The sequence below is a fragment of the Streptomyces sp. DG2A-72 genome (assembly GCF_030499575.1).
In the GTDB taxonomy this organism is placed as follows: Bacteria; Actinomycetota; Actinomycetes; order Streptomycetales; family Streptomycetaceae; genus Streptomyces.
Map to the genome: position 1 here is coordinate 2,173,354 of NZ_JASTLC010000001.1, position 25,474 is coordinate 2,198,827.

Genomic DNA, 25,474 nt, shown 5'->3' on the forward strand with positions numbered 1-25,474 from the left:
ACGGACGTGGCCCTGCCCTGAAAGCGTTTTCGCGGTGCGGCTGCCAAGGTTCCCCTCGCTTCTGGACGTGCTGGTGGACGTCGAGGCGAGGAGGAACGTAAAACGCTTTCATTCCGCGGTCAACAGTTCTGACACAGAAACAGAGTTGGCCCATGTCAGCGCGGTGCGCCGAGCATGGACCAACGGTGAAAACGCTTGCCAGTCAGCTCCGGCGACGACGTGACAGCACCACCGCCCCGCCGCCCGCCACGACCAGGGCGATCGCTCCGCCCGCGATGTACGGGGTCGCCGAGTTGCCTCCGGTCTCGGCCAACCCGTCCTCGGCCGGGGCCCCTTGGGGCTTCACGTCGGCCGCCGGGTTCTCGCTCGGGGCGGCCGACCCGGCGGGCGCCGCCGGTGCCTCGCAGGTCGCCTCGGCGAGTGTGAGCGTGCCGGTCACCTCGGCCACGTTGAGCTTCAACGGGTTGACGGAGACGGTGAGTTCGAGGGCGGTGGCGGCCGCCGTACGGGACGTCGTCTCGGTCTTCGACAGATCCAGCCGGACCTCGCCGACGCCGGGCACCTTCACGTCCGTCGTGCCGCCGGTGGACACCGTGACCTTCTTGCCCAGTACGGTGACGGCTCCCAGCAGGTTGGAGGAGGCGCTCGGCGTCTCGCCGGCCTTGCAGGTGGCCTTCGACGTCACGCCCTCGAGCTCGATGAGCGACAGCAGCGGCAGGCCGGGGACATGGACCTTCGCGTGGGCGAGGTTGGTGGAGGCCTGCGCCGTGCCGTCGGCGACGGTCGCCTTCGACGCCGCCGCGTCGGCGCGCAGCACCTGGATCGGCCGTCCGCCCTCGACGCCGTCCAACTGGGCGGTGAGCGCGGTCTTTTCGGCGCTCTGCGGCGCCCGCACCTCGTTGAGGGAGACCGTGAGCGGGACGTTCACGGTCTTGTTGAGCAGGGACACATCGAGCCCGGTGCGCAGGACGACGGCGCTCGCACGGCCGTCGTCGGTCGCGTGGGCGGGCCCCGCGCCGGCCAGGGCCGTGGGACCGGCGGCCAGGGCGGTGGCCGTCGCGACGGTGGCGAAACGCCGTGCGGGCATACGGAAGCTGGTGCCGTTCAAGGTGGGGGACCCCCAGAAGAGACAGGCTTGGGACCCGGCAAGGATTACGCACTGAGAGTGAACCGGCGGGATTCCGGTGCCACTTCACCCCATCGTGGGTTTTCCGTGAACGCTTTCGAATCATGCGGCACGGGTGTTCCACGACTTCACCCGATCACCGTCGTTCAGTCGCGGGTCGCACTCGACACCCGGGAGTGCGAGCGGGAGTGCACAACGAGACGGCGCACCGGACCGTCACGCTCCGTCAAGTCCGGAACTCACCCTTCTCTTTGGCATGTCATTGACATCTCTTGGGTGGGACTTGGTAAGACGTCGGTGCCCGGCGATTCCTGTGCGATGACTGTGCCCACGGGGACAAGGAGCACTTGACATGGCAGCCTCGTTACCTCGACTCTCGCGCGGCCGGTCACGCCGCGCCCGACTGCGTGCCGCGGTGATCGGCGCCGTCGCCTCAGCGATGGTCCTCACCGTCACTCCTGCGACACCCGCCCGCCAGGCCGAGGCGAGACCCGCGGCCTCCCCCGACACCAGCGACCCCAGAGAAGGCTGGCGCCCCAACAGCGAACGCGCCGCCGAGGCCAAGAAGGACCGTGGCCTGTGGGACAAGATGTTCGGGGACGACGAGAAGAACGACGCGGACTGGAACGACGACAAGTCCGTCGATCCCCGCACCCTCACCCTCGACCGCACCCGCGGAGCCGTTGCCGCCGCCGCCCGCTGGCGGGTGACCGGCACCGCCGAGGGCGTACGCCTCACCGCGCCCCGCACCGTCCACGCCACCGGCGCCGACCTCGCCTGGACGCCGTACCAGGGCGACGACCTGCTGGAGTACGAGGTCCACCGCTCCACGGCCAGGTCGTTCAAGCCCACCGCCGAGACCCTCGTCGCCCCCGTCGAGCGCGGCACCCGCACCTTCACCGACCGCTCGGCCGCCGGCTCGCCCGACGGGGGCCGGACGCATCACTACCTGATCGCCGTCCGCACCCAGCAGGGCAAGCTCCTGACCAGCCCCGCGCGCACGGTCGAGCTGCCCGCGATCGGCAAGGTCGCGCAGGGTACGAAGCTGCTCGCCGCGCCCGAGTCGGAGACCTACCACCTCCCCTTCACGCCCGCCCGGGTCGTCCCCGGCGAGACCAACACCGTCGAGGCGACGCTCACCAACACCACCGGCACGGTGTGGAAGAAGGACGAGCGTGTCCTGTCGTACCGCTGGACGCTGGACGGCAAGGACGTCACCGGGATCCTCAACCGGGACGCCACCGGCCTGCCGAAGGACGTGCCGCCCGGCGAGTCCGTCACCTTCGACGCCGAGCTGAAGTCGCCCGTCCTCGTCGACCCGCTCGACAAGCGGCTGACCTTCGGCCTGGAGTGGGACCTGTACGACAGGGCCACGCACAAGTGGCTGTCCGAGTCGGACGGCGTGCCGCCGTCGAAGCACCAGGTGACCGCGGAATACCCGACCTCCGACCAGCTGGGTCTGGAGAAGTTCTACTCGTACGCCGGGAAGAACACCGGCGCCGGCTCGGGCGTGATGAACAACCTGTACGCCGGCAACGCGGTCTGGTCGTACAACGCCTTCTCCAACCCCTCCCTCGGGTTCTCCACCTTTCTGCGCCTGGCCTACAACTCGCAGGACGCGTCCGTCACTCCGGCCGGTCCCGGCTGGTCGCTGCAGGCGTCCTCGCCGGTGCGGCTGGGCACCCCGCTGGCCTTCCATCCGTCGCCGCTGCTGCCGGTGAGCATCACGCTGACCGACGGCGACGGCACCAGCCATGTCTTCAGCAAGAACAAGAAGGGCGGCTGGGACTCCCCGTCCGGGGTGCACTTCCGGGTCAGGCAGCTGGAGAAGCACTGCCTGCTGCATCCGCACGAGCGCGAGGCGTGGGAGTTCCTGCGCCCGGACCGCACGCGGTTCCTCTTCGACTGCGACGGCTATCCGAGCGCGATGGTGGACCGCAACGGCAACCGGATGGAGTTCACGTACGAGAAGCAGCTGCTCGGCGAGAAGCTGCTGAAGTACGTCACCGACGCCGAGGGCCGGCGCACGCTCACCCTCGGCTACTGGGAGAAGGGCGAGGCGTACTCATACCTCGACGAGGACGGTGAACTGCGCACCGGCGACCACCTGTTGAACCCGTTCATCACCGGCAAGGTCCAGTCGGTGACGGACATCTCCGGGCGCCGCGTCGACTTCACGTACACCGAGCACGGCCGCCTCGGCCGCCTGACGGACGGCGCGAACGCCGACGCCAAGCTGCGCAAGGTCTTCAACTTCGGCTACGGCAAGGAACTCGACCTGCCCTCGGTGAAGCTGACCGAGGTCACCGACCCGCGCGGCCACACCACCAAGCTGGACTATGTCGGCCCGCACGACGACAAGGACCAGCTGCACTTCCTCGGGTACACCAAGGCGGTCAAGGACCGGCTCGGCGGTCTCACCCGCTACCGGTACGAGGACGCCGACGGCCACGACGGCAAGCAGGTCCGCACGGTCGTCACCGACGCCGAGAACAACGCGGGCACCCAGCTGCTGGACAGCTACGGCCGCCCGGTGAAGCTGACCAACGCCAAGCAGCAGACGACGAAGCTCGCCTGGGACGCGGACAACAACGTGACGCGCCTGGAGGAGAACAACGGCGCCGCCCGCACCTGGAAGTACGACCCCAAGACGGGCTATCCGCTCCACCTCAGGGACGCCGAGTCCGTCAAGAACGACCGTCCCGCGACCGAACTGACCTACGCCACCGGCGAGGACGGCTATATCGCCGACCTGGTCCAGCGCATCTCCCCGGAGGGCCGCGCCTGGCGCTTCGGCTACGACAGCGCGGGCAATCTGACCTCGGTCACCGACCCCAAGGGCGTCGAGTCCGAGCCCGCCGACGACTTCACCTCCACCAACACCTACGACGCGCGCGGCCGGATGACCTCCGCGACCGACGCCAACGAGCACACCACCCGGTTCACGGACTACGACCCGTCCGGCTATCCCCGCGTCATCGAGGACGCGCTCGGCAACCGCACGCTGACCACGTACGACGTACGCGGCAACGTCACCGAGCTGGAGGAGGCCAACGGGGCGACCACGACCCAGACGTACGACGTCTTCGGGCGTCCGCTGGAGAACCGGGCGCCGCTGGACCAGGAGGCCGGCGAGTTCATCGTCACGCCGGCGCCTCAGTACGACCCGAACGACAACACCCTGAAGTTCACCGCGCCGAACGGGGTGGAGACCACCAGCACGTTCGACGCGGCCGACCAGCGCGTCCGGCAGGACCAGCCCGGCGACGAGGAGGGCGCCGCCCCGCGCGTGTCGACCTTCACCTACGACAAGGTCGGCAACCTCCTCAGCTCGACCGAGCCGAAGGGCAATCTGACCGAGGAGCCGGGCGACTTCACCTCGACGACCAGGTACAACGAGATCTACGAGCCCGTCGAAGCGGTCAACGCGGCCGGCGGCCGGGCCAGCGCCGTCTACAACGACGTCGGTGACCTGGTGAAGGTCGTCGACGCCCGCAAGAACCAGACCGAGGACCCGGACGACTACACCTCCAGGTTCCGCTACGACCTCGACCATCGGCTGCTGGAGACGACCGACGCGGCCGGCGAGTCCACCACCAGCACCTACGACTGGGACGGCCTGACCACCGCCACCACCGACGCGGACGGCAACCGCACCGAGATGGTGCTGGACGCCCGCGCCGCGCTCGTCGAGGCCCGTTCGCCGCACGACGAGGACGTGGTGCGCACCACCCGCTTCGAGTACGACGAGGTCGGCAACCAGACCCGGGTCATCACCCCGCGCGGTATGGAGACCGACGACCCGAAGGACTTCGCCGCCGAGACCGTCTACGACGAGCTGAACCGGGTCAAGGAGACGCTGACCCCGTTCGACCCGGACGACGAGCGCTACAACACACCGGACCGCACGACGTACGAGTACGACAACGTGAGCCGGCTGACCAAGGTCAGCGCGCCGCCCTCGGAGGGCCAGACGGTCCGCAACGAGACGCGCTACACCTACTTCGACACCGGTTGGATCAAGACGTCCACGGACGCCTTCGACATCAAGAACAGCTACCGGTACAACGAGCTGGGCCAGCAGATCCAGAACACGCTCACGAGCGCGGGCGGTTCGGTCTCGCGCACGCTCGACACCGCGTTCTACCCGAGCGGCGCGATGAAGTCCCGCTCGGACGACGGTGTCCCGGTCGGTCTGCAGGTCGCGCTGGTCGACAACTCCGACGTCAACAACACGGCGACGCAGGGCACATGGACCGAGCAGGCCGTGGACGGCAACTACGGCTTCAATGTGCACACGCACGCCGCGGGCACCGGCGAGTCCCGGTTCGCGTGGCAGCTGAACATCCCGCAGAACGGCGACTACACGGTCTACGTCCGGTACCCGAAGGTCGACGGCGCGGCGAAGGACGCCACGTACGAGATCAAGCACAAGGACGGCACCGGGACCAGGACGCTCGACCAGACCGAACTGCCCGGTGAGTGGCGGTCGTTGGGCAAGTACGCCTTCGACGAGAACACCGGCCAGGCGGTCACGCTCACCGACAAGGCGACCGGCACGGTCGTCGCGGACGCGGTGCGGCTGGTGCGCGACAACTCCGGCGACACCGACAACGAGCAGAAGGATTTCTCCTACCGCTACGACGCCAACGGCAACCAGACCGAGATCGTCGACCGCAGCCCCGGCGTCGAGACCGACCGCTACACCCTGCAGTACGACGGTCTCAACCAGCTCACCAAGGTCGTCGAGCACGACGGCGACACGGTCCGCGACACCACCGAGCTGACCTACGACGCCAACGGCAACACGCTCACCACGCAGCACGACCTGACGTGGAGCAAGCTGGAGTACGACGTCCTGGACCGAGTGCACCGGATCACCAACGCCGACTCACCCACGGCCGGCGACCAGCAGATCACGACGCTGGACTACACCGCCCGGGGCGAACCGGCCAAGCAGACCAAGCCCAACGGCAACGTCGTCACCTTCGACTACTACCTCGACGGTGCGACGAAGCAGACCAGCGAGAAGAAGGCCGACGGCACGGTCGTCGCCGAGCACGCGCTGAAGTACAACGCCAACGGTCACCGCACCGAGGACGTCCTGAAGCTGATGGACGCCGACGACCACGGCGACACCATCGACAACACCTACGCGTACACCTACGACCCGCAGGACCGCATCGCCAAGGTCGCCAAGTCCGGCGACGACGAGGCGACGGAGGAGTACCGGCACGACTCGGCCGGAAACGTGGTCCGGCAGGTCGTCGACGGCACCACGACCACCCACCGCTACGACCGCAACCGGCTGCTCACCTCCACGGCCGACGGCGCGTCCTCGACGTACAACTACGACCCGCTGGGCCGTCTCGACACCGTCTCCTTCGGCGGCGAGACGATCCAGAAGACCCGCTACGACGGCTTCGACCGCCCCGTCTCGATGACCGCGGGCAGCGGCGAGGCCGCCAAGACCACGCGCATGACGTACGACGCGTTCGACCGCACGGTCCGTGAGACGGCGGGCGAGGGCGACGACGCGAAGAAGACGCTCTTCACCTACCTCGGCATCACCTCCCACTCGCTGCGGGAGGAGGTGACCGACGAGGGGGTGACGGCGTTCCAGTACGCCTCCTGGGGCCAGAAGCTGACCCAGATCAAGGACGAGGAGGACGAGGCCCCGGAGACGACGCAGTACGCCTACCACCCGCACGGTGACGTCGAGGCGCTGACCGACAAGGACGGCAACACCAAGACGACGTACGGGTACACCGCGTACGGCAAGAACGACGCAGCCCAGTTCAGCGGCCCCGACAAGCCCGGTGCCGGCGGGGAGGAGCCGGAGGACCCGTACAACTCGTACCGCTTCAACGGCAAGCGCTACGACACCGGTTCGGGCACGTACGACATGGGCTTCAGGACCTACGACCCGGGTCTGAACCGCTTCCTGACGCGCGACATGTACGGCGGCGCGCTGGCGGACATGGGCCTGACCACGGACCCGTTCACCGGCAACCGTTACGCCTTCGCGGGCGGCAACCCGGTCTCGTTCATCGAGATCGACGGCCACCTGTTCGGCATGTCGTGGTCGGACATCGGGCACATCGCGCTGGATGTCGTCGGCCTGATCCCGGTCGTCGGCGAGGTCGCGGACCTGGCCAACTGCGGCTGGTACGCGGCCGAGGGCAACTACCTCGACGCGGGCCTGTCCTGCGCGTCGGCGATCCCGTTCGCGGGATACGGGGCGACCGCGGCCAAGGCGGTCAAGTACGGCGACGAGATCCTGGACGCGGCGGACACCGCGAACGACGTCCGGCGTACGACGGACAACGCGGCGCCGCCCGGCGGTGCGGCCCCGGACGCGCCCAGCGCCCCGAAGGACCCGGCACCGGCCGATCCGGCGCCCGCCAACCCGGCACCGGCAGCCCCGGCACCGGCCGCGGCTCCCGCCCCGGCTCCGCCGAAGGTCCCGGAAGCACCCCCGGCCAGCGGTGCCGCCTGCCGCGTCGGCAACAGCTTCACGACGGGCACGAAGGTCCTGATGGCCGACGGCACGACCAAGGCCATCGAGGATGTGCGGGTCGGTGACAAGGTCGCCGCGTCCGACGTGGAGACCGACGACGCCCAGACCCGCACGGTCACCCGCACCATCACCGGCGACGGCACCAAGCACCTCGTCACCCTCACGGTCGACACCGACGGCAGCGACGGCGGCCCGACGTCCACCATCACCGCCACGGAAGGCCACCCCTTCTGGCTCCCCGACGTCGGCCAGTGGGCGGACGCCGGCGACCTGAAGCCCGGCCAGTGGCTGAGCACGGGCAGCGGCAGCTGGATCCGGATCACGGCGGTCGAGGCCCGGACGGCCGAGACGACGGTTCACAACCTGACCGTCGCGGGTGTGCACACGTATCAGGTGATGGCCGGTGCCACGCCGGTCGTGGTGCACAACTGCGGCACTCTCGAAGGTGTCGCGCAGAACCTCGGTTCGCGTGGCCCCGGTGATCCCACCAGGGGCCAGGTCGTCAACATCGGAAGCAGCGGGGTCACTCCGGTCGGCAATGCGATACAGAGCGGCCGCAGCGGTGTCACGGACGACATCAACGACTTCCTGATGGGCTCGCCGGACATCCCCAACCCCCGCTCGGGACCGCACGCTTCGGCCACGCACGTGGAGACCACGGTGGCGTGGTTCATGCGCCAGCACGGAGTGCAGAACGCGGACCTGGTGATCAACCACCGGGGAGGCCCCTGCACAGGTCCCTTCTCCTGCACCAGCGCGGTCGGGGCCATCCTCCCGGAGGGCTCGATGCTGAACGTGTGGTTCCCGAACGCGACCGGTGGAATGACGAATGTACCGTTGAGGGGCCGGGCCCGATGAGGGCTGTGGTCCGCGATCAGAGAGTTGACCGAGCGTGATCCTGAGCGTGTCGTACGGCCGTGCCTGGCACTACGCGCAGTCCTGGGACGAGATGTCCCGGCTGGTCGCGGAGGTCCTGGCCGGCCTGGAACCGGAGGGCCGGGCGGGCGAGTGGTACTCGCCCGGCGAGGACGCCTGGTTCTGCCTCGCCGAGCAGCGGCTCGACGACGGGAACCCGGTGGGCGACAACTACCTCCGTGTCGCGGTCAACAGGTCGACGGGGTACGGCGCGTTGGTCTGGGGCGTCACCGAGGACAGTCCCCGCAGGGGCGGCATCTTCGACTCCGTCTGGGTGTCCGACAATCCGCAGCCACCGGACTTCGATCCCCGGGTAGTGGCGGACCCCGGTGCTCCCTCGTTCCACGACCCGCGCAGCGCTTTGCCGACTCCACAAGTGCGGGCCGCGGTGGAGGAGTTCTGCCGCACGGGCACAGGTGACCGCCCGGAGTGCGTGCGCTGGGTCGAGGGGCACATGAACGGTCAGCGCCTCGACCGGGAGCCCGTGACCGGCTTCGTGGAGAACACCGACCCGTTCGCCTGAGTGAGCGGTGCCAGTGAGCGAGGGTCCCGCCGGATGCGTCCGGCGGGACCCTCGCACGTTCAGCCGACGACGTGTCCGTTCAGCACGACCCTGCGCGGGTCCGCCAGCACCCGTACGTCGGCCCGTGGGTCCGCCTCGTACACGACGAGGTCCGCCGGTGCGCCCTCCTCAAGACCCGGGCGGCCGAGCCACCGCCGCGCCCCCCACGCCGTCGCCGACAGGGCCTCCACCGGCGGGATCCCGGCCGTGACCAGTTCCGCCACCTCGCCCGCCACCAAGCCGTGGGCCAGGGAGCCGCCCGCGTCCGTGCCGACGTAGACGGGGATGCCGGCGTCGTAGGCGTTGCGGACGGTGTCGTAGCGGCGTTCGTAGAGGCGGTGCATGTGGGCGGACCAGCGGGGGTAGCGGGTCTCGCCGCCGGCGGCGAGTTGGGGGAAGGTGGCGATGTTGACGAGGGTGGGGACGACGGCGACGGAGCGTTCGGCGAAGAGGGGGATCAGGTCGTCCGTGAGGCCGGTCGCGTGCTCGATGCAGTCGATGCCGGACTCGACCAGGTCGCGGAGGGAGTCCTCGGCGAAGCAGTGGGCCGTCACGCGGGCGCCGAGGCGGTGGGCCTCCGCGATCCCCGCCTCCACGGCCTCCCGCGGCCAGCACGCCGACAGATCGCCGAGGTCGCGGTCGATCCAGTCGCCGACCAGCTTGACCCAGCCGTCGCCGCGCCGGGCCTCCTGGGCGACGTAGGCGACCAGGTCGTCCGGTTCGATCTCGTGGGCGAAGTCGCGGATGTAGCGGCGGGTGCGGGCGATGTGCCGGCCGGCCCGGATGATCTTCGGCAGATCCTCGCGGTCGTCGATCCAGCGGGTGTCCGAGGCCGAGCCCGCGTCCCGGATCAGCAGGGTCCCGGCCTCCCGGTCCGTCAGCGCCTGCTTCTCGGCCACGTCCGCATCGACCGGTCCGTGCGGGCCGAGGCCGACATGGCAGTGCGCGTCGACCAGGCCGGGCAGGGCCCAGCCCTCGACCGTACGGATGTCGCGGACGCCGGCGGGACGGTCGTACGAGATCCTCCCGCCGATCACCCAGAGTTCGTCGCGGATGTCGTCGGGCCCGACGAGGACCCGGCCCTTCACGTGCAGCACCGCACCCTGGTCGCTCATGTACGGCACCCTAGCCAAGCCGCTACTCGGACTTCCCCACCTGGTCCGACGTCTCCTCCTCCACCTCCGCCATCGCCGGGTCGAGCAGGCGGGAGAGGAAGTGGCGGGTGCGTTCGTGGGCCGGGTCGGCGATGACCTGGTCCGGGGGGCCGTCCTCGACGATCACTCCGCCGTCCATGAAGACGACGCGGTCGGCGACTTCGCGGGCGAAGGTCATCTCGTGGGTGACGACCATCATGGTCATGCCCTCGTTGGCGAGCATGCGCATGACGGCCAGGACGTCCCCGACCAGCTCCGGGTCAAGCGCCGACGTGGGTTCGTCGAACAGCATCACCTCGGGGCCCATCGCCAGCGCCCGGGCGATCGCCACCCGCTGCTGCTGGCCGCCGGAGAGGGACGACGGGTAGGCGTCCGCCTTCTCGGACAGGCCCACCCGGGACAGGTTCTCGGCTGCGACCTTCGCGGCCTCCGCCTTGCCCCGCCCCAGCACCCGCCGCTGCGGCAGCGTGAGGTTCTCGGTCACCGAGAGGTGCGGGAAGAGGTTGAACTGCTGGAAGACCATGCCGATACGGCGGCGTACCGCGTCGATGTCGACATCGGGGTCGGTGAGCTCCGTACCGCCGACGAAGACCTGGCCCTTGGTGGGTTCTTCGAGCAGGTTCACGCAGCGCAGCAGCGTGGACTTGCCGGAGCCGGACGGGCCGATCACGCACACGACCTCGCCCTGGTTGATCTCCAGGTCGATGCCGCGCAGCACCTCGTTGTCGCCGAAGGACTTGTGCAGGTCCCGGACGTGGATCTCTGGACGGGTCACTTGACGGCCTCCTGGGCCTTCGCCTCCATGCGGCGTACGACGAAGCCGAGCGGGATCGTGACGAGCAGGTAGCACAGGCCCGCGACCAGGATCGGCGTGGAGTTGGCGGTCTGGCTGGCCAGGTCGCGGCCGAACTTGGACAGTTCCCGCTCCTCCAGTGTGACGCCGAGGAACAGCACGAGGGAGGAGTCCTTGAACAGGAGCACCAACTCGTTGGTCAGCGGCGGGAGGATGATCCGGAAGGCCTGGGGGATGATGATCGAGATCATCGCCCGCGCCGGTGAGAAGCCCAGCGAACGGGCCGCCTCCAGCTGCCCCTTGGGCACCGCCTGGATGCCCGCGCGGATGGTCTCCGCCATGTAGGCCGCGGACACCAGGCCGAGCGCGAGCGCGACCTTGCCGTAGGTGCCGCCGGGGATCTCCGTGCCCGGGAAGGCGAGCGGCACGGCCACGCCGACGAAGATGAAGATCAGCAGGGCGGGCAGGCCGCGGAAGATCTCGATGTAGACGCTCGCCAGCCAGCGGTACGGGCCGACGGACGACAGCCGCATCAGCGCGATCACCATGCCGAGGACCAGTCCGAAGACGAAGCCGGACAGGGTGTACAGCACGGTGTTCTTCAGCGCCAGCGTGATGACGTCCGGGAACATCTGCTCGGCGATGTCCACCTGCGCGAACTGGTTCTGCAGCCGGTCCCAGTCGGCCGAGACCGCGAAGGCGATCACGGCCGCGACGAAGACGGTGTACTGGATGCCGCGCGAGACCCGGCGCTTCTGGCGCCGGGTCAGGCCCTTCTTCTTCGGCTGTACGGTGACGTCGGTCATGAGGCGGACGGGGAGGCCGCGGACTCGTCGTACGGGCCGATCCACTGCTCGTACAGCTTCTTGTACGTCCCGTCCGCCTTGGCGTCCGCGAGCGCCTTGTCGATGGCGTCGACGAGCTTGGTGTTGCCCTTCTTCACCGAGAAGCCGTACTGCTCACCGGTGTTGATCTGCTCGGCGACGTCGAAGGCGGCGGCGTTGGCCTTGTCCTTCAGCCAGCCCTGGACGACCGGGTAGTCGATGACGACGGCCTCGACCTGGCCGGTGCGCAGGCCGTTGAGGACGGCGTCGGAGGACTCGAAGGAGACCGGGTCGAGGCCCTTGCTCTTGGCGTAGTCCTCGCCGGTGGTCTGCGCCTGGGCGCCGACCTTCTTGCCCTTGAGCTCCGCGAAGGACTTGATGCCGCTCTTCTTGTCGACCAGCACGGCCTGGGTGGCCTCGAAGTACGGGTCCGAGAAGTCGACGTTCTTCTTGCGCTCCTCGGTGATGGTCATGCCGGCCGCGGCCAGGTCGCACTGGTCGGCGTTGAGGGAGCCGCCGGTCTTGAAGTTCTCGAAGGGCTGGTCGACGATGTTCTGCTTGACGCCCAGGTCCCCCGCGACCAGGTCGATCAGGGAGACGTCGAAGCCCTGCACCTTGCCGTCGATCTCCGACTGGAACGGCGGGTACGGCAGGTGCGTGCAGGTGGTGATCTGCCCGCCCTTGACCAGGGTGACCCCGCCGGCGGCGGTCTGCGTGCCGCTCGCGCCGTCGTCGTCCGATGAGCAGCCGGCCACGAGCACCAGCCCGGCCGTCGCGGTGGTGGCGGCCAGAATGCGGGCCCGGCGCCCGAGGACCGTGATCACGGGGACCTCCTGTGAGGGGAACTATGGGAAGACAGAGTTCCGATTATAAGGAGAAGTTTGAGTACCCCAAACCAAACCGATGGCCGAGTGGCCGTCCGGCCTAAGAAGTCGCCGGTCGAGAGGGGACATAGGCGCCCGTTACCCTCGATTCCGTCGGTCCCCGAAGTGAAGAGAGCCCGCCGTGACCCACCCCTTCCTCGATCTGGCCCCGCTGAGCGCCGCGCACTTCGCGTCCATTGAGAACCGCGTGGCACGACTGCTGCGTACCCGGCAGGACGTGGTGATCATGCAGGGCGAGGCGCTGCTGCCGCTGGAGGGGGCGATCCGCGGGACCGCCGGGCCCGGCACGACCGCACTGAACGTGATCACCGGGCCGTACGGGCAGACCTTCGGCGACTGGCTGCGGGACTGCGGCGCCACGGTGATCGATCTGGCGGTGCCCTATCACATGGCAGTCACCCCCGCGCAGATCCGGGACGCCTTCGCCGAGCACCCGGAGATCGACTTCGTGTCGCTGGTGCACGCCGAGGCCGCGACCGGCAATACCAACCCCGTCGGGGAGATCGGCGAGGTCGTACGGCAGCACGGCGCGCTCTTCTACCTGGACGCCGTCGCCTCCGTCGGGGCCGAGCCGGTACTGCCGGACGCGTGGGGCGTGGACCTGTGCGTGATCGGGGCGCAGAAGGCGATGGGCGGGCCCGCGGGGGTGTCGGCGGTGTCGGTGAGCGAGCGGGCGTGGACGCGGATGGCGGCGAATCCCCGGGCGCCGCGCCGGTCGTATCTGTCGCTGCTCGACTGGAAGGAGCGGTGGATCGACGGCGGGCGCCGGGCACTGCTGCACGCCCCGGCCCAGTTGGAGATGCTGGCGCTTCAGGCGTGTGTGGAGCGGATCGAGGCGGACGGTCTGGACACCGTGATGGCCCGGCACGCGGGTGCCGCCGCGGCGACGCGGGCGGGCGCGTCGGCGCTGGGCGGCGGGCTGGAGCCGTATGTGTACGAGGCCGCGGACGCGGCGCCGGTGGCCACGACGCTGCGGGCGCCGGCGGGGGTGGTGGCGTCCGAGCTGGTGTCGCGGGCGCTGGCGTCGGATCCCGCGCTGCCGCTGGCCGCGGGCGGGGGCGCGCTGGCCAAGGAGATGATCCGGGTGAACCACTACGGCGTCGACGCGACGCGGGGAGCGGTCCGGGCGAGTCTGGTGGCACTGGGGGCGGCGCTCGCCGAGAAGGGGCTGGAAGTGGACCTGGACGGGGCCCGGCGGGCGGCCGAGGCCGCCTGGGTGTAGTTGTCAGTGCGCCGTGCCATGCTCGCCCCATGACGTCCAACACATCCCTCACCCTCCCCGACGGTCGCCCCATCCCCCTCATGACCGGCGACGAACTCCCCATGCTCCAGAGTTGGTTGGCCTTTCACCGGGCCACGCTCCAGCTGAAGTGCGCGGGGCTGGACGACACTCAGGTGCGGCTGGCGTCCGTCGAGCCGTCCTCGCTCACCCTCCTCGGGCTCGTGCAGCATCTCGCCGAGATCGAACGGAACTGGTTCCAGCGGGTGTTCGCCGGGCTGGACGTGCCGCCGGTGTTCGGGGAGGAGAGCGGGTATGTCCTGGACCCCGACCGCGGGCTGGACGAGGCGCTCACGGTGTGGCGGCGGGAGGTCGCCCGGAGTGAAGAGCTGATCGCCGGGCGGTCGCTCGACGACACCGGGCGGATGGTGGACGAGCCCGTGGCCGGTCTGGAGGTCAGCCTGCGGTGGGTGCTGATCCACATGATCGAGGAGTACGCCCGGCACAACGGCCATGCGGACCTGCTGCGGGAGCGGATCGACGGAGTGACCGGAGCCTGAATTCGGCATTGAATTCCGGGATTATCGGCCTGCCATTCGAGAATTCAATCGAGAGCAGCTTCCCGTATTCTTCTGCCCGCTTTCCCCCGACCTAAACACAAAGATTTCGCGAACACCAACCGGTGCGTTTCGGGCAGATCTCGCGAGGGTTGCATGGTTGTGACGCGTTACACATCACCGTCGATTTGCCCGTTATGCGCAGGTCAAATCGCACCAAACCCCTCACTTCCATGCATCCGCTCACGCCCGCGCGATAACACATGAACCGCCGACACGTAACCCCGTCCGGCCATGCAATTCGGATTTTCCCTCGGTAAATTCAATTCGCATGACTGCCGCACAAGCAGACTTGCACGCAGACCTGCACATCGACCGTCCGGCGGTGTCGGACGGCGCCGCGCTCTGGCGAATCGCCAGAGACTCGGGGAAGCTCGACCTCAACTCCTCGTACAGCTATCTGCTGTGGTGCCGTGACTTCGCCGGTACGTCGGCCGTGGCGCGCGCCGCCGACGGAAGGCCCGTCGGCTTCGTCACCGGGTATGTGCGGCCCGAGCGCCCGCGGACCCTGCTGGTGTGGCAGGTGGCCGTCGACTCCGAGCACCGGGGACAGGGGCTGGCCGCCCGGCTGCTGGACGGGCTCACCGCGCGCGTCGCGGCCGAGCGCCCGCTGACCGACGTCGAGACCACCATCACGCCGGGCAACACCGCGTCCGAGCGGCTCTTCACCTCGTACGCCGAACGCCACGGTGCGCGCGTCGAGCGTGAAGTCCTGTTCGAGGCGGGGCAGTTCCCCGACGGTCCGCACGATCCCGAAGTGCTGTACCGCATCGGGCCCCTGTCCCTCTGACCTCCCCCACACTCTTACGCTTCGAGGAGCGATTCGTCGTGACCATCACCCAGCCCGACCTCAGCGTCTTCGAGACCCTGGAGTCCGAGGTACGCAGCTACTGCCGCGGCTGGCCCACCGTCTTCGACCGCGCGCAGGGCAGCCGTATGTACGACGAGGACGGCCACGAGTACCTGGACTTCTTCGCCGGCGCCGGATCCCTGAACTACGGGCACAACAACCCCGTGCTGAAACGGGCGTTGATCGACTACCTGGAGCGGGACGGCGTCACGCACGGGCTCGACATGTCGACCACCGCCAAGCGCACCTTCCTGCAGACCTTCCAGGACCTCGTCCTGCGCCCGCGTGACCTGCCGTTCAAGGTCATGTTCCCGGGCCCGACCGGCACCAACGCCGTGGAGTCCGCGCTGAAGCTGGCGCGGAAGGTGAAGGGCCGCGAGGCCATCGTGTCGTTCACCAACGCCTTCCACGGCATGTCGCTGGGGTCGCTCGCCGTGACCGGTAACGCCTTCAAGCGGGCCGGCGCGGGGGTCCCGCTGGTGCACGGGACGCCGATGCCGTTCGACAACTACTTCGACGGCACGGTCGAGGACTTCCTGTGGTTCGAGCGGCTGCTCGAGGACCAGGGCTCCGGGCTCAACAAGCCCGCCGCCGTGATCGTCGAGACCGTGCAGGGCGAGGGCGGCATCAACGTGGCCCGCCCGCAGTGGCTGCGGGCGCTGTCCGAGCTGTGCGAGCGGCAGGACATGCTGCTCATCGTCGACGACATCCAGATGGGCTGCGGACGTACGGGGGCGTTCTTCTCCTTCGAGGAGGCGGGCATCACGCCCGACATCGTGACCGTGTCCAAGTCCATCAGCGGCTACGGGCTGCCGATGTCGCTGTGCCTGTTCAAGCCCGAGCTGGACATCTGGGAGCCGGGCGAGCACAACGGCACCTTCCGCGGCAACAACCCCGCCTTCGTCACGGCCACCGCGGCCCTGGAGGCGTACTGGGCCGACGGGTCCGCGATGGAGAAGCAGACCCGGGCCCGCGGTGAGCAGATCGAGCAGGCGCTGATCTCGATCACCGAGGAGAACCTGGCCGACGTCAAGGAGTACCGCGGTCGCGGTCTGGTGTGGGGCATGGAGTTCCACGACAAGGACCGCGCCGACCGGATCGCGAAGCGTGCCTTCGAACTCGGGCTGCTCATCGAGACGTCCGGCCCCGAGAGCGAGGTCGTCAAGCTGCTGCCCGCCCTCACCATCACCCCCGAAGAGCTCGACGAGGGCCTGCGCGTCCTCGCTCGTGCCGTACGCGAAACCGTGTGAATCACCCCGAGACAAGGAGCTGTTGAGCACCGTGATCGTCCGTTCGTTCAAGGACATCGAAGGCACCGACCGGCATATGAAATCCGCGTCCGGCACCTGGGAGAGCAAGCGCATCGTCCTCGCCAAGGAGAAGGTCGGCTTCTCCCTGCACGAGACGATCCTGTACGCGGGTACGGAGACGTCGATGTGGTACGCGAACCACATCGAGGCCGTCGTATGCGTGCAGGGCGAGGCCGAGCTGACCGACGACGAGACCGGGCGGAAGTACACGATCACGCCCGGGACCATGTACCTCCTCGACGGCCACGAGCGGCACACGATGCGGATCAAGGAGGACTTCCGCTGCATCTGTGTCTTCAACCCGCCCGTGACCGGCCGGGAGGACCATGACGAGAACGGCGTATACCCGCTGCTGACCGAGGAGGGCTGACACCTCATGACCACGATCACGGACCTGTACCCCACCCGAGGCGCCGCCGAGGTGGCCGTACCCCGCCAGGACCCGGTCGTCTGGTCGGCTCCGGGCGCGCCGGGCCCCTTCTCGGCGGCCGATCTCCAGGTGTTCGAGCGGGACGGCTTCTTCGCTCTCGAGCAGATCATCACCGAGGACGAAGTCACCGTCTACCGGCAGGAGCTGGAGCGGCTCGTCACCGACCCGGCGATCCGCGCCGACGAGCGGTCCATCGTCGAGCCCAAGTCCCAGGAGATCCGCTCGGTCTTCGAAGTGCACCGGATCAGCGAGGTGTTCGCCGCGCTGGTGCGGGACGAGCGGGTCGTCGGACGGGCCCGGCAGATCCTCGGCTCGGACGTGTACGTCCACCAGTCGCGGATCAACGTCAAGCCGGGCTTCGGGGCCAGCGGCTTCTACTGGCACTCCGACTTCGAGACCTGGCACGCCGAGGACGGTCTGCCGAACATGCGCACGGTGTCCGTCTCGATCGCGCTGACCGAGAACTACGACACCAACGGCGGCCTCATGATCATGCCGGGGTCGCACAGGACGTTCCTCGGGTGTGCGGGGGCCACACCGAAGGACAACTACAAGCAGTCCCTCCAGATGCAGGACGCGGGCACCCCGTCCGACGAGGCGCTGACCTCGCTGGCCGGCCAGTACGGCATCAAGCTGTTCACCGGCCGGGCGGGTTCGGCGACCTGGTTCGACTGCAACTGCATGCACGGGTCGGGCGACAACATCACGCCGTTCCCGCGCAGCAACGTGTTCATCGTGTTCAACAGCGTGGAGAACGCGGCGGTCGAGCCGTTCGCGGCGCCGATTCGGCGGCCGGAGTTCATCGGGGCGCGGGACTTCACGCCGGTGAAGTGACTCTCACAGCCACGACAGCGACGCGGCCCGCTCCAGTACGTTCCGTACGGCGGCCGCGTCGCCTGTTTCTCCCCTCGGCACCGTCTCCGGCGCGTACCGCCCGCCGACGAGCAGGCAGAAGTCGACGGGATCGAGAGTGAGTTCGGCCTGTACGGGCTCGGCATCGGAACCCAGTACCCACTCCTCGCCCCCGGTGACCGAGAACAGCACCGGGGGCGCGGTGGGTCCGAGGGACAGGCCGAGGACACGGACGGCGAGGCGGACCAGCTGCCCCAAGTGCTCCTGGGGCGGCGGCGGGACCGCTAGGCCGAGGGCGCGGCCGATGTCGTCGGTGTGGATCCACGTCTCGAAGGCGCGTACCAGGAAGTGATCGGCGATGGGCAGCCGCATCCCCATCAACATCATGGCGCGTGCGGCGAGTTCGGCGTCGCGGGCCTCGGGCGTGCCGAGCAGCGCGTCCGCCTGCGCGGCCCATTCGGCCACGGTCTCCTGGGGCGTACGACCGTGCTCGTGGGCGATGACATCGGCGGTACGGCGGTTCCAGGCGTCCTGCCAGGGCGTGCCCTCCTCGATCCGCGAGGGCGGCACGCACGCCTCGACGCCCAGCCGGCCTGCCAGGTGCTCGTCGGCGGCAAGGAGGTGGGCGACGGTGGCATGCGCGTCCCAGTCGTGCACGACCGGTGTGGCCCACCGGCCCTCCAGTTCGGGCAGCAGAGCCTTGAGCCCGGCGACGGTGGCGGCGTAGGGGGCGGCGTGTCCGGCGGCTCGGAAGGCGGCCGGGCGGGTACGCAGGGCGAGGGAGAGCGCACCGTCGGCCGGCCGCGCGGGAGCGTTCAGCGGCGGCCCGTCCAGGAGTCGTACCGTCCCCCGCAGCCGTGCCGCCTCCGCCGCGCAGCTCTCGCACCCCGCCAGGTGCGTCCGGACGGTCTGCTCGTCGGCCGGGTCGAGGACCCCGAAGCCCCAGGCGACGAGCAGGTCACGTACCGCCTCATGATCGTCGGTCATCGCGCGCCTCCTCCCCCGCCTGTTCGTTGTGCCTGTTCGTTGCGAGTACCCCTCCCGCCATCATGCGCCCCTTTCGAGCGCCGGATCGGGCGGGTCGGCCAAAGTTTCCGCCAAGGTGCGCAGGGCGGTGCGCAGCCGGGTCTTGGCCGTGCCCTCGGGTATCCCCAGTTCCGCCGCGGCCTGCCGGTAGGTGCGGCCCGCGAAGTAGGCGAGGTGCACGACCTCCCGTTGCGGCTGCGGTAGTTCGGCGAGCGCGGAGTGCAGCAGCAGGGAGCGCTCCCGGTCGACGACCGTCTCGTCGGGGCCGGGTCCGGCGTCGGGGATGGCGTGCAGCGCGGAGTCGTCGGCGCGGGCGTCCTTGCGGTGCCGGGCCTCGCTGCGCACCCAGTCCACGGCCCGCCGGTGGACGAGCAGGGACAGCCAGGTGCGCAGGCTGCCCCGGCGCGCATCACGGACGGCGGACGGACCCCTGGTGCCCTTCCTAAGACTTGATCCGCAGTTCCCGAAGGAGATACGGACTGCATCCGGTCGGCTGGTCCGGGCGCTCCGGCGTGGTCACCTCGCGGTGTCTCATCCGGGGTTGCTCGGAGCCGGTCCGGAGTTCGGTGAGCAGAGGCCCGCAGGTCGGCGGGCTGCCGCAGGTGCTGTACCAAAGATCTGGCGGGCAGCACCCGATGCGGTTGACTCACACAGGCCGTCTCCTCGGCCGCCGTTGATCTTACCAGGCCGGTTGGTTCAGGAAGACAGGGCGTCCAGCAGGCGGTCGACGTCGGCCGTCGTGTTGTACAGATGGAAGGCCGCGCGCAGGTTGCCCGCGCGGTCGGAGACCTCGATTCCGGCGCTGCTCAGCTCGGGCCGGCGGTGGCCCAGACCGGGCACGGAGACGATCGCCGAGCCGGGGGCGGGCACGGGTTCGTGGCCGAGGGTGGCGAGACCGGTGCGGAAGCGGTCGGCGAGGGCCAGGTCGTGGGCGCGTACGGCGTCCACGCCGATCTCCTCCAGCAGGGCGAGGGAGTGGCGGGCGCCGGCGTAGGCGAAGAGTGCCGGGCTCTCGTCGAACCGCCGTGCGGAGTGGGCGAGTTCCTCGACCGGGCCGTAGCAGCTGTCCCAGGGCTCCTCCCCCGCGACCCAGCCGGCGAAGACCGGGGCGAGACCGCCGAGATCCTCCGGGACGACCAGGAAGGCGACGCCGCGCGGGCAGACGAGCCACTTGAAGGCGACGGAGGAGACGTAGTCGTAGTCGTCCGCGTCCAGGTCCAGCCAGCCGGTGGCCTGGGACGCGTCGATGTAGGTACGCGCCCCGTGCTGCTGCGCGGCGGCGCGGATCGCGGGCAGGTCGGCGATCCGGCCGTCGGCCGACTGCGCGGCACTCACCGCGACCAGCGCGGTGCCGGGCCGTACGGAGTCGGCGATCCGCTCCAGCGGCACCGTGCGCACCTTGAGGTCGCCGCGGATGTGGAACGGGGTCACCGTGGAGCTGAAGTCGGCCTCGGCGGTGAGGACTTCGGCGCCCTCGGGCAGGGAGGCGGCGATCAGGCCGGTGTAGACGGCGACCGAGGCGCCCGCCGCCACCCGGCGGTCGGGCACCCGGGTCAGACGCGCGAAGGAGGCGCGGGCGGCCTCGACGTCGGCGAACATGTCGGTCGGCCGCCCGGCAGCCGAGGCCTCCACGGCGGTCCGCACGGCGGCCACCGTCCGGGTCGGCATCAGCCCGGTGCTTGCGGTGTTGAGGTAGGTGCTCTTCGGGGCGAACTCGGAACGGACCAGGCTCTCGAAGGTCTCCATGGGTCCACTCTGGGCCCCGATGAAGTCGTAGTCCATTGCGTATTTTTGCGTGGTACCGCGAAGGAACGCTTATACATCGTCCCTGACCTGCGAGCTCAGTGCTGATGTCAGTCCTGGGGCACCGCGCAGCCCTCGGGACCGCAGGCCTCTGCCTCGGCTCCCTCGCCGACGAGCTTGAGCGAGGGCCGCTCGCCCCACGCCTGGGTCAGGGCCTGGGCGAAGGCCTCGGGGGGCTGGGCGCCGGAGACGCCGTACTTGCGGTCGAGGACGAAGAAGGGCACGCCGTTCGCGCCCAGTTCGGCGGCCTCGCGCTCGTCGGCACGGACATCGTCGGCGTACGCCTCCGGGTCGGCGAGGATCTTGCGCACGTCGGCCGCGAGGAGTCCGGCCTCCACGGCCAGCTCCACCAGCCGTTCGTCGCCCTCGGAGAAGAGGGAGCGCTCCTCGGCGAAGTTGGCCCGGTAGAAGACCTGGATCAGTTCGTCCTGCCGACCCTGTTCCTTGGCGAAGTGGAGCAGCCGGTGCAGGTCGAAGGTGTTGCCGTGGTCCCGGCCGCGGGTGCGGTAGTCGAGTCCCTCCGCGGCGGCCTGCGCACCGAGGTTGTCCTCCCCGGCCTGCGCCTGGGCCTCGCTCATGCCGTACTTCTTGGTGAGCATCGTGATCACGGGCTGGGTGTCGCCCTTGGCCCGGCCGGGGTCCAGCTCGAAGGACCGGTGCACCACCTCGACCTCGTCCCGGTGCGGGAAGGCCGCGAGCGCCTTCTCGAAACGGGCCTTGCCGACGTAGCACCAGGGGCAGGCGATGTCGCTCCAGATCTCGACGCGCATGTCTCGGCTCTCTCCAGGTCGTACGGGAACGGAGACTCCCTCCGCCGGAGTGTGTGAACATTCAAGCGGTCGTTTTCATTCCCAGCCGGTCGTGAGGTGCAGCCGCAGATGACGGCTCCCGTCGAACGGCTCCGCGACCCAGCCCCGGCGCCCGTAGAAGGCCCGAGCCCGCTGGTTGTCGACATGCACATCGAGTACGGCGGTGCGCTTGCGATCGACTCGCCACTGCTCGACACAGGCCGTGTGCAGGGCCGTGCCGATGCCGGAGCCCCAGTGGTCGGGGTCGACATGGAACTGGAACAGCCTGACCGATTCCGCGGGGGCTCCCTCGGGGGTGCGGAAGGACGCGACGCCGACGATACGGCCGCACTCGACGGCACACAGCACATGGGCGTCCGGCCGCCGGATCACGCCCCGCCAGGCGGCGATCCAGTCGGTGCCGTCATCCGGGACACCGCCCGGGTAGTACGTCGCCCGGGCCCGCGCATGCAGTGCGGCGACGGTGTCCGCCTCGGCGGGCAGGACCGTACGGATCACTCGGTTTCCGGTCAGCGGCTCCCTGATCATGCCACCGAGGACGTGCCGGCCGCCGTCGCGGTTCCGTGTTTTCCTGGTCGCCTCCGAGGCGCTCCAGCCGGTGTCGACGCTCTCGACACCGGCGCGCCTCTCCCGCTGGAGGCGGCTGAACTGGGCCCGGTAGGCGCTCGGGGCGAGGCCGGTGCGGCGGACCACGTGGGCGCGGAGGGAGTCGGCGATGCCCAGGCCGCAGGAGCGGGCCACCTGGTCCATGGGCAGGGAGGTGGTTTCCAGGAGTTCCTTCCACGCTCGCCTCGGCGGCCTGTGGCCTGGCGCCGAATCTGGCCACCCTGATCGGCGCGCGGACGGTGCAGGGCGTGGCGGCGGCCGTGGTCCTGCCGGCCTCGCTCGCGCTGGTGCGGCAGGCGTACGCCGATCCGGCGCGACGGGCCCGCGCGGTGGCCGTGTGGGCCACGGGCGGTTCGGTGGCGGGCAGTGCGCTGACGACGGCCTGGGACTGGCGCGGGATCTTCTTCGTCAACCTGCCGGTCGGTGCCCTGATCCTCGTACTGCTGGTGCGGGCCCCGCGCTCACGGCGCCGCCCGGCACCGCTCGACCTGCCCGGCCAGGTGACGGCGGTGGCGGCGCTCACGGCACTGACCTTCGCGGTGATCGAGGGCGGCACGGCGGGATGGGCGGCGCCGGCCATGGCAGTGGTCGCCGCTGTCGCGTTCGTCAGGATCGAGGCACGCCGACCTCACCCGGTCGTCCCCCTGGTGGCCCTGCTCCTCGTCCCCATGGCACTGGGCTGCGCCCTGACGGTGTCGCCGCTGACCGCGGCGTGCTCAACTCGGCGCGGCAGATGGCCGGAGCCCTGGGGATCGCCGCGTTCGGGACGCTGATCTCCGACGGTTTCGTGGCCGGTATGCGGTTGAGCCTCGGGATCAGCGCGACCCTGCTGCTCAGCTGCCGTCCCTCAGATCCTTCGGCCAGTCGGTCCTGAACTCGATGTGGTCGTACGTCACCACACAGCCCTCTCCCATCGGCGACTGCGTCATGAAGCCGACCAGGGCGGAGCCCGTCTCCGCCGCGTCGCCCAGCGTGAACAGCCGCACGAAGGTCCAGCGTTCACCGTCACGGGAGGCATGGAAGGCGAAGGAACGGCCGGTCCGGCTCACCCGGAGCCAGACCGAACTGCCCTCCACAGTGAAGGAGTTGGCGTCATCGGAGTGCCCCCGGGTGACCACCGTGCACACGGTGGGCACATCCGGGGAGTACTCCAGACACAGCTTCGCCCAGGCCCGCTCCCCGACATGGACGTACAACACCCCCGCGTCAAAGGCCGCGGCAAACCCGACGGTGACCCGAGCGATCAGCTGAAAGTCCCCGACGGGCGCCCCCAACAGCCGCGGCGCGTCAGAGGCGGGATCCAACGCCTCACCGGTGGGCGACACGAACCGATCCTGCCGGGCCCCGGCCCACCCACTGAGGATGCCGTCCTCATAGGCCCAGTGCCCGTCGGGTCCGTAGGTATGGAGGGGGAAAGGCAGTTCGGGAAGTTCCACGTCCATCCACCAAGTGTCTCAGGGGCTGCAACGCCTTAAGGGGCGCGGGGAACTGCGCGACAAGCCACAACGAACCCGCAGCCCGCAGACAACCGCACCCCCAACGGCGCTACCGCTCCAGACTGCCGTTGAACCGCCGAGGCAACCCCAGCGGATTCCCATCCCGAAGCTCCGCAGGAAGCAGCGCCTCAGGCGCCCCCTGATAAACAACCGGCCGCAACCACCGCTCAATAGCCGTACCGCCCACCGAAGTAGAGGTCGACGTCGTAGCCGGGTAGGGCCCTCCATGATGCTGCGCGGGCGCCACCGCGACCCCCGTCGGCCACCCATTCACCAGCACCCGGCCGGCCAGCGGCGTCAGATCGGCCAGCAGCTCGGGCCCACGCCCCTCCCCCGCCGCCTCCTCCGACGACAGATGAACCGTCGCCGTCAGATTCCCCGGCAGCCGGGACAGCACGCCCTTCGCCTCGGCCTCGTCCTCGTAGCGGGCCACCACGGTGACCGGCCCGAAGCACTCCTCCAGCAGCAGGTCGTACGCCCCCTCGCTGGTCAGCTTCTCGGCAGGCACCGTGAGGAACCCCGCACTGACGGTGTGCTCCCCACCCGCGCCCGGCGTCACCGGCGAGTCCACGTCGGGCAGTTCGGCCCGCTCGGCGACCCCGGCCACGAAGTTGTCGCGCATCCGGTGATCGAGCAGAACGCCCGCCTCCGTGTCGCTGACCGCCTCCGTCAGCGACTTGAGCAGCCGGTCGCCCGCCGCGCCCTGCGGCGCCAGCACGAGCCCGGGCTTCACGCAGAACTGTCCGACGCCCAGCGTCATCGAACCGGCCAGCCCCGTGCCGATGGCTTCCGCACGCTCGGCGGCGGCGGCCTCGGTGATGAGCACGGGGTTCAGCGAACCCAGCTCGCCGTGGAAGGGGATCGGGACCGGCCGCGCGGCAGCCGCGTCGAACAGGGCACGCCCGCCTCGTACCGAACCGGTGAACCCGGCCGCGGCGACCTGCGGGTGCTTGATCAGCTCGATGCCCGCCTCGAAGCCGTGGACGAGGCCCACGACGCCCGCGGGGATGCCGTGCGCCGCGGCGGCGGACCGCAGCACGGCCGCGACCAGCTCGGACAGGCCCGGGTGGTCGGGGTGTGCCTTGACGACCACCGGGCAGCCCGCGCCCAGCGCGCTCGCGGTGTCGCCGCCGGCGACCGAGAAGGCGAAGGGGAAGTTGGACGCCGAGTAGACGGCGACGACGCCGAGGGGCACCTTGTAGCGGCGCAGGTCCGGGATCGGCGGGGTCGCGGTGGCGTCGGGGTGGTTGATGACGACGTCGAGGAAGGCGCCCTCGTCGACGATGTCGGCGAAGGCACGCAGCTGGTAGCAGGTGCGCGCGAGTTCCCCGGTCAGCCGGACCGGGCCGAGCGCGGTCTCGGCGTCGGCGGCCTCGACGAGCTGATCCTTGGCCGCCTCGAGCCGGTCGGCGGCGGTCCGCAGGAAGGCCGAGCGGACCGTGCGGTCGGCCAGGGCGCCACGCGCGTCGTGCGCGGCACGGACGGCGGCGTCCACCTCCTGGGCTGTGGCCTCCACCGCAACCTGTTCCCGCTGCTTCCCGGTTCGGGGGTCGACACTCCAGACTGGTGCTGCTGCCACCGCGGGTCCCTCCACATATGTAATGCCGCAGTACTGGGTCATTCACCAGGGTCGTTCGATATGCTGAACGCTGTCTCTGATGGTGAATATGCTGTTGGA

General features: G+C 69.8%; 19 protein-coding genes and 3 pseudogenes. 9 read left to right on the forward strand and 13 right to left on the reverse strand.

Features of this window, described 5'->3' with window-relative positions:
- Positions 1–202: 202 nt before the first annotated feature.
- Positions 203–1,108, reverse strand: a complete 906-nt coding sequence (locus QQY66_RS10395) for an SCO1860 family LAETG-anchored protein (protein WP_301978852.1) — start codon at positions 1,106–1,108, stop codon at positions 203–205.
- Positions 1,109–1,478: 370 nt separating this feature from the next.
- Here QQY66_RS10395 and QQY66_RS10400 point away from each other — a divergent pair, with 370 nt between their 5' ends.
- Both QQY66_RS10400 and QQY66_RS10405 read left to right on the forward strand, forming a co-directional pair.
- The gene (locus QQY66_RS10400; protein ID WP_301978853.1) at positions 1,479–8,504 is read left to right on the forward strand and encodes a DddA-like double-stranded DNA deaminase toxin; all 7,026 of its coding nucleotides are present in this window, start codon (positions 1,479–1,481) and stop codon (positions 8,502–8,504) included.
- Positions 8,505–8,538: 34 nt separating this feature from the next.
- Positions 8,539–9,084: an Imm1 family immunity protein gene (locus QQY66_RS10405; RefSeq protein ID WP_301978854.1), complete on the forward strand. Its 546-nt coding sequence runs from the start codon at positions 8,539–8,541 to the stop codon at positions 9,082–9,084.
- A 59-nt stretch (positions 9,085–9,143) separates the two neighbouring features.
- Here QQY66_RS10405 and QQY66_RS10410 read toward each other — a convergent pair whose 3' ends face one another.
- From QQY66_RS10410 to QQY66_RS10425, 4 genes are read right to left on the reverse strand one after another with little or no spacing between them, the layout of a single operon-like run.
- Complete coding sequence (locus QQY66_RS10410) at positions 9,144–10,238, reverse strand: amidohydrolase family protein (RefSeq protein WP_301978855.1); 1,095 nt, start codon at positions 10,236–10,238, stop codon at positions 9,144–9,146.
- Positions 10,239–10,260: 22 nt separating this feature from the next.
- The gene (locus QQY66_RS10415) at positions 10,261–11,052 is read right to left on the reverse strand and encodes an amino acid ABC transporter ATP-binding protein (protein ID WP_301978856.1); all 792 of its coding nucleotides are present in this window, start codon (positions 11,050–11,052) and stop codon (positions 10,261–10,263) included.
- Positions 11,049–11,876 (reverse strand): amino acid ABC transporter permease, encoded by an 828-nt coding sequence (locus tag QQY66_RS10420; protein WP_301978857.1) that lies wholly within the window; start codon positions 11,874–11,876, stop codon positions 11,049–11,051. The genes QQY66_RS10415 and QQY66_RS10420 overlap by 4 nt, the downstream gene beginning before the upstream one ends.
- Positions 11,873–12,718 carry a transporter substrate-binding domain-containing protein gene (locus QQY66_RS10425; RefSeq protein WP_301978859.1) on the reverse strand — a complete coding sequence of 282 codons (846 nt, stop codon included), beginning with the start codon at positions 12,716–12,718 and terminating at the stop codon, positions 11,873–11,875. Before QQY66_RS10425 ends, QQY66_RS10420 begins: the two co-directional genes overlap by 4 nt.
- A gap of 181 nt (positions 12,719–12,899) precedes the next feature.
- Here QQY66_RS10425 and QQY66_RS10430 point away from each other — a divergent pair, with 181 nt between their 5' ends.
- The 6 genes from QQY66_RS10430 to thpD all read left to right on the forward strand — a co-directional run bounded on the left by QQY66_RS10430 (position 12,900) and on the right by thpD (position 18,038).
- Positions 12,900–14,000 (forward strand): alanine--glyoxylate aminotransferase family protein, encoded by a 1,101-nt coding sequence (locus QQY66_RS10430; protein ID WP_301978860.1) that lies wholly within the window; start codon positions 12,900–12,902, stop codon positions 13,998–14,000.
- A gap of 29 nt (positions 14,001–14,029) precedes the next feature.
- A complete protein-coding gene (locus QQY66_RS10435) occupies positions 14,030–14,557 on the forward strand; it encodes a DinB family protein (protein WP_301978861.1) in 528 nt (175 codons plus the stop codon).
- A 328-nt stretch (positions 14,558–14,885) separates the two neighbouring features.
- Positions 14,886–15,404, forward strand: a complete 519-nt coding sequence (gene ectA / locus QQY66_RS10440) for a diaminobutyrate acetyltransferase (protein WP_301978863.1) — start codon at positions 14,886–14,888, stop codon at positions 15,402–15,404.
- Between the two features lie 38 nt (positions 15,405–15,442).
- Positions 15,443–16,714 carry a diaminobutyrate--2-oxoglutarate transaminase gene (gene ectB / locus QQY66_RS10445; RefSeq protein ID WP_301978864.1) on the forward strand — a complete coding sequence of 424 codons (1,272 nt, stop codon included), beginning with the start codon at positions 15,443–15,445 and terminating at the stop codon, positions 16,712–16,714.
- A gap of 31 nt (positions 16,715–16,745) precedes the next feature.
- Positions 16,746–17,144 carry an ectoine synthase gene (locus tag QQY66_RS10450; protein WP_301987262.1) on the forward strand — a complete coding sequence of 133 codons (399 nt, stop codon included), beginning with the start codon at positions 16,746–16,748 and terminating at the stop codon, positions 17,142–17,144.
- A gap of 6 nt (positions 17,145–17,150) precedes the next feature.
- Positions 17,151–18,038 carry an ectoine hydroxylase gene (thpD, locus tag QQY66_RS10455; RefSeq protein WP_301978865.1) on the forward strand — a complete coding sequence of 296 codons (888 nt, stop codon included), beginning with the start codon at positions 17,151–17,153 and terminating at the stop codon, positions 18,036–18,038.
- Between the two features lie 3 nt (positions 18,039–18,041).
- On the opposite strand, the gene QQY66_RS10460 is transcribed toward thpD, so the two are convergent.
- The 6 genes and pseudogenes from QQY66_RS10460 to QQY66_RS10485 all read right to left on the reverse strand — a co-directional run.
- Positions 18,042–19,043 (reverse strand): maleylpyruvate isomerase family mycothiol-dependent enzyme, encoded by a 1,002-nt coding sequence (locus QQY66_RS10460; protein WP_301978866.1) that lies wholly within the window; start codon positions 19,041–19,043, stop codon positions 18,042–18,044.
- A gap of 60 nt (positions 19,044–19,103) precedes the next feature.
- Positions 19,104–19,493, reverse strand: a pseudogene (locus QQY66_RS10465) (RNA polymerase sigma factor); the annotation flags it as partial.
- A 285-nt stretch (positions 19,494–19,778) separates the two neighbouring features.
- Entirely contained in the window at positions 19,779–20,828 is a 1,050-nt protein-coding gene (locus tag QQY66_RS10470; protein WP_301978867.1) for an aminotransferase class V-fold PLP-dependent enzyme, read from the reverse strand.
- A 107-nt stretch (positions 20,829–20,935) separates the two neighbouring features.
- Positions 20,936–21,655 (reverse strand): DsbA family oxidoreductase, encoded by a 720-nt coding sequence (locus QQY66_RS10475; RefSeq protein WP_301978868.1) that lies wholly within the window; start codon positions 21,653–21,655, stop codon positions 20,936–20,938.
- A gap of 75 nt (positions 21,656–21,730) precedes the next feature.
- Positions 21,731–22,222 (reverse strand): GNAT family N-acetyltransferase, encoded by a 492-nt coding sequence (locus QQY66_RS10480; RefSeq protein ID WP_301987264.1) that lies wholly within the window; start codon positions 22,220–22,222, stop codon positions 21,731–21,733.
- Positions 22,223–22,330: 108 nt separating this feature from the next.
- Positions 22,331–22,483, reverse strand: a pseudogene (locus QQY66_RS10485) (AraC family transcriptional regulator); the annotation flags it as partial.
- Here QQY66_RS10485 and QQY66_RS10490 point away from each other — a divergent pair.
- Positions 22,477–23,174: pseudogene (locus QQY66_RS10490) on the forward strand (MFS transporter); the annotation flags it as partial. The pseudogenes QQY66_RS10485 and QQY66_RS10490 overlap by 7 nt on opposite strands.
- On the opposite strand, the gene QQY66_RS10495 reads toward QQY66_RS10490, so the two are convergent.
- Together QQY66_RS10495 and QQY66_RS10500 are read right to left on the reverse strand one after the other, a co-directional pair.
- The gene (locus tag QQY66_RS10495; RefSeq protein ID WP_301978869.1) at positions 23,134–23,742 is read right to left on the reverse strand and encodes a DUF1349 domain-containing protein; all 609 of its coding nucleotides are present in this window, start codon (positions 23,740–23,742) and stop codon (positions 23,134–23,136) included. The pseudogene QQY66_RS10490 and the gene QQY66_RS10495 sit on opposite strands and share 41 nt — an antisense overlap.
- Before the next feature lie 103 nt (positions 23,743–23,845).
- Positions 23,846–25,375 carry an aldehyde dehydrogenase (NADP(+)) gene (locus QQY66_RS10500; RefSeq protein WP_301978870.1) on the reverse strand — a complete coding sequence of 510 codons (1,530 nt, stop codon included), beginning with the start codon at positions 25,373–25,375 and terminating at the stop codon, positions 23,846–23,848.
- Between the last annotated feature and the right edge of the window lie 99 nt (positions 25,376–25,474).

Excerpts from the sequence above, each read along its gene's own strand:
- QQY66_RS10400 (WP_301978853.1), top strand. The coding sequence starts at position 1,479 with ATGGCAGCCTCGTTACCTCGACTCTCGCGCGGCCGGTCACGCCGCGCC.
- QQY66_RS10410 (WP_301978855.1), bottom strand. The coding sequence starts at position 10,238 with ATGAGCGACCAGGGTGCGGTGCTGCACGTGAAGGGCCGGGTCCTCGTC.
- QQY66_RS10420 (WP_301978857.1), bottom strand. The coding sequence starts at position 11,876 with ATGACCGACGTCACCGTACAGCCGAAGAAGAAGGGCCTGACCCGGCGC.
- QQY66_RS10435 (WP_301978861.1), top strand. The coding sequence starts at position 14,030 with ATGACGTCCAACACATCCCTCACCCTCCCCGACGGTCGCCCCATCCCC.
- ectA (WP_301978863.1), top strand. The coding sequence starts at position 14,886 with ATGACTGCCGCACAAGCAGACTTGCACGCAGACCTGCACATCGACCGT.
- thpD (WP_301978865.1), top strand. The coding sequence starts at position 17,151 with ATGACCACGATCACGGACCTGTACCCCACCCGAGGCGCCGCCGAGGTG.
- QQY66_RS10460 (WP_301978866.1), bottom strand. The coding sequence starts at position 19,043 with ATGACCGACGATCATGAGGCGGTACGTGACCTGCTCGTCGCCTGGGGC.
- QQY66_RS10470 (WP_301978867.1), bottom strand. The coding sequence starts at position 20,828 with ATGGAGACCTTCGAGAGCCTGGTCCGTTCCGAGTTCGCCCCGAAGAGC.
- QQY66_RS10475 (WP_301978868.1), bottom strand. The coding sequence starts at position 21,655 with ATGCGCGTCGAGATCTGGAGCGACATCGCCTGCCCCTGGTGCTACGTC.
- QQY66_RS10480 (WP_301987264.1), bottom strand. The coding sequence starts at position 22,222 with ATGATCAGGGAGCCGCTGACCGGAAACCGAGTGATCCGTACGGTCCTG.
- QQY66_RS10495 (WP_301978869.1), bottom strand. The coding sequence starts at position 23,742 with ATGGACGTGGAACTTCCCGAACTGCCTTTCCCCCTCCATACCTACGGA.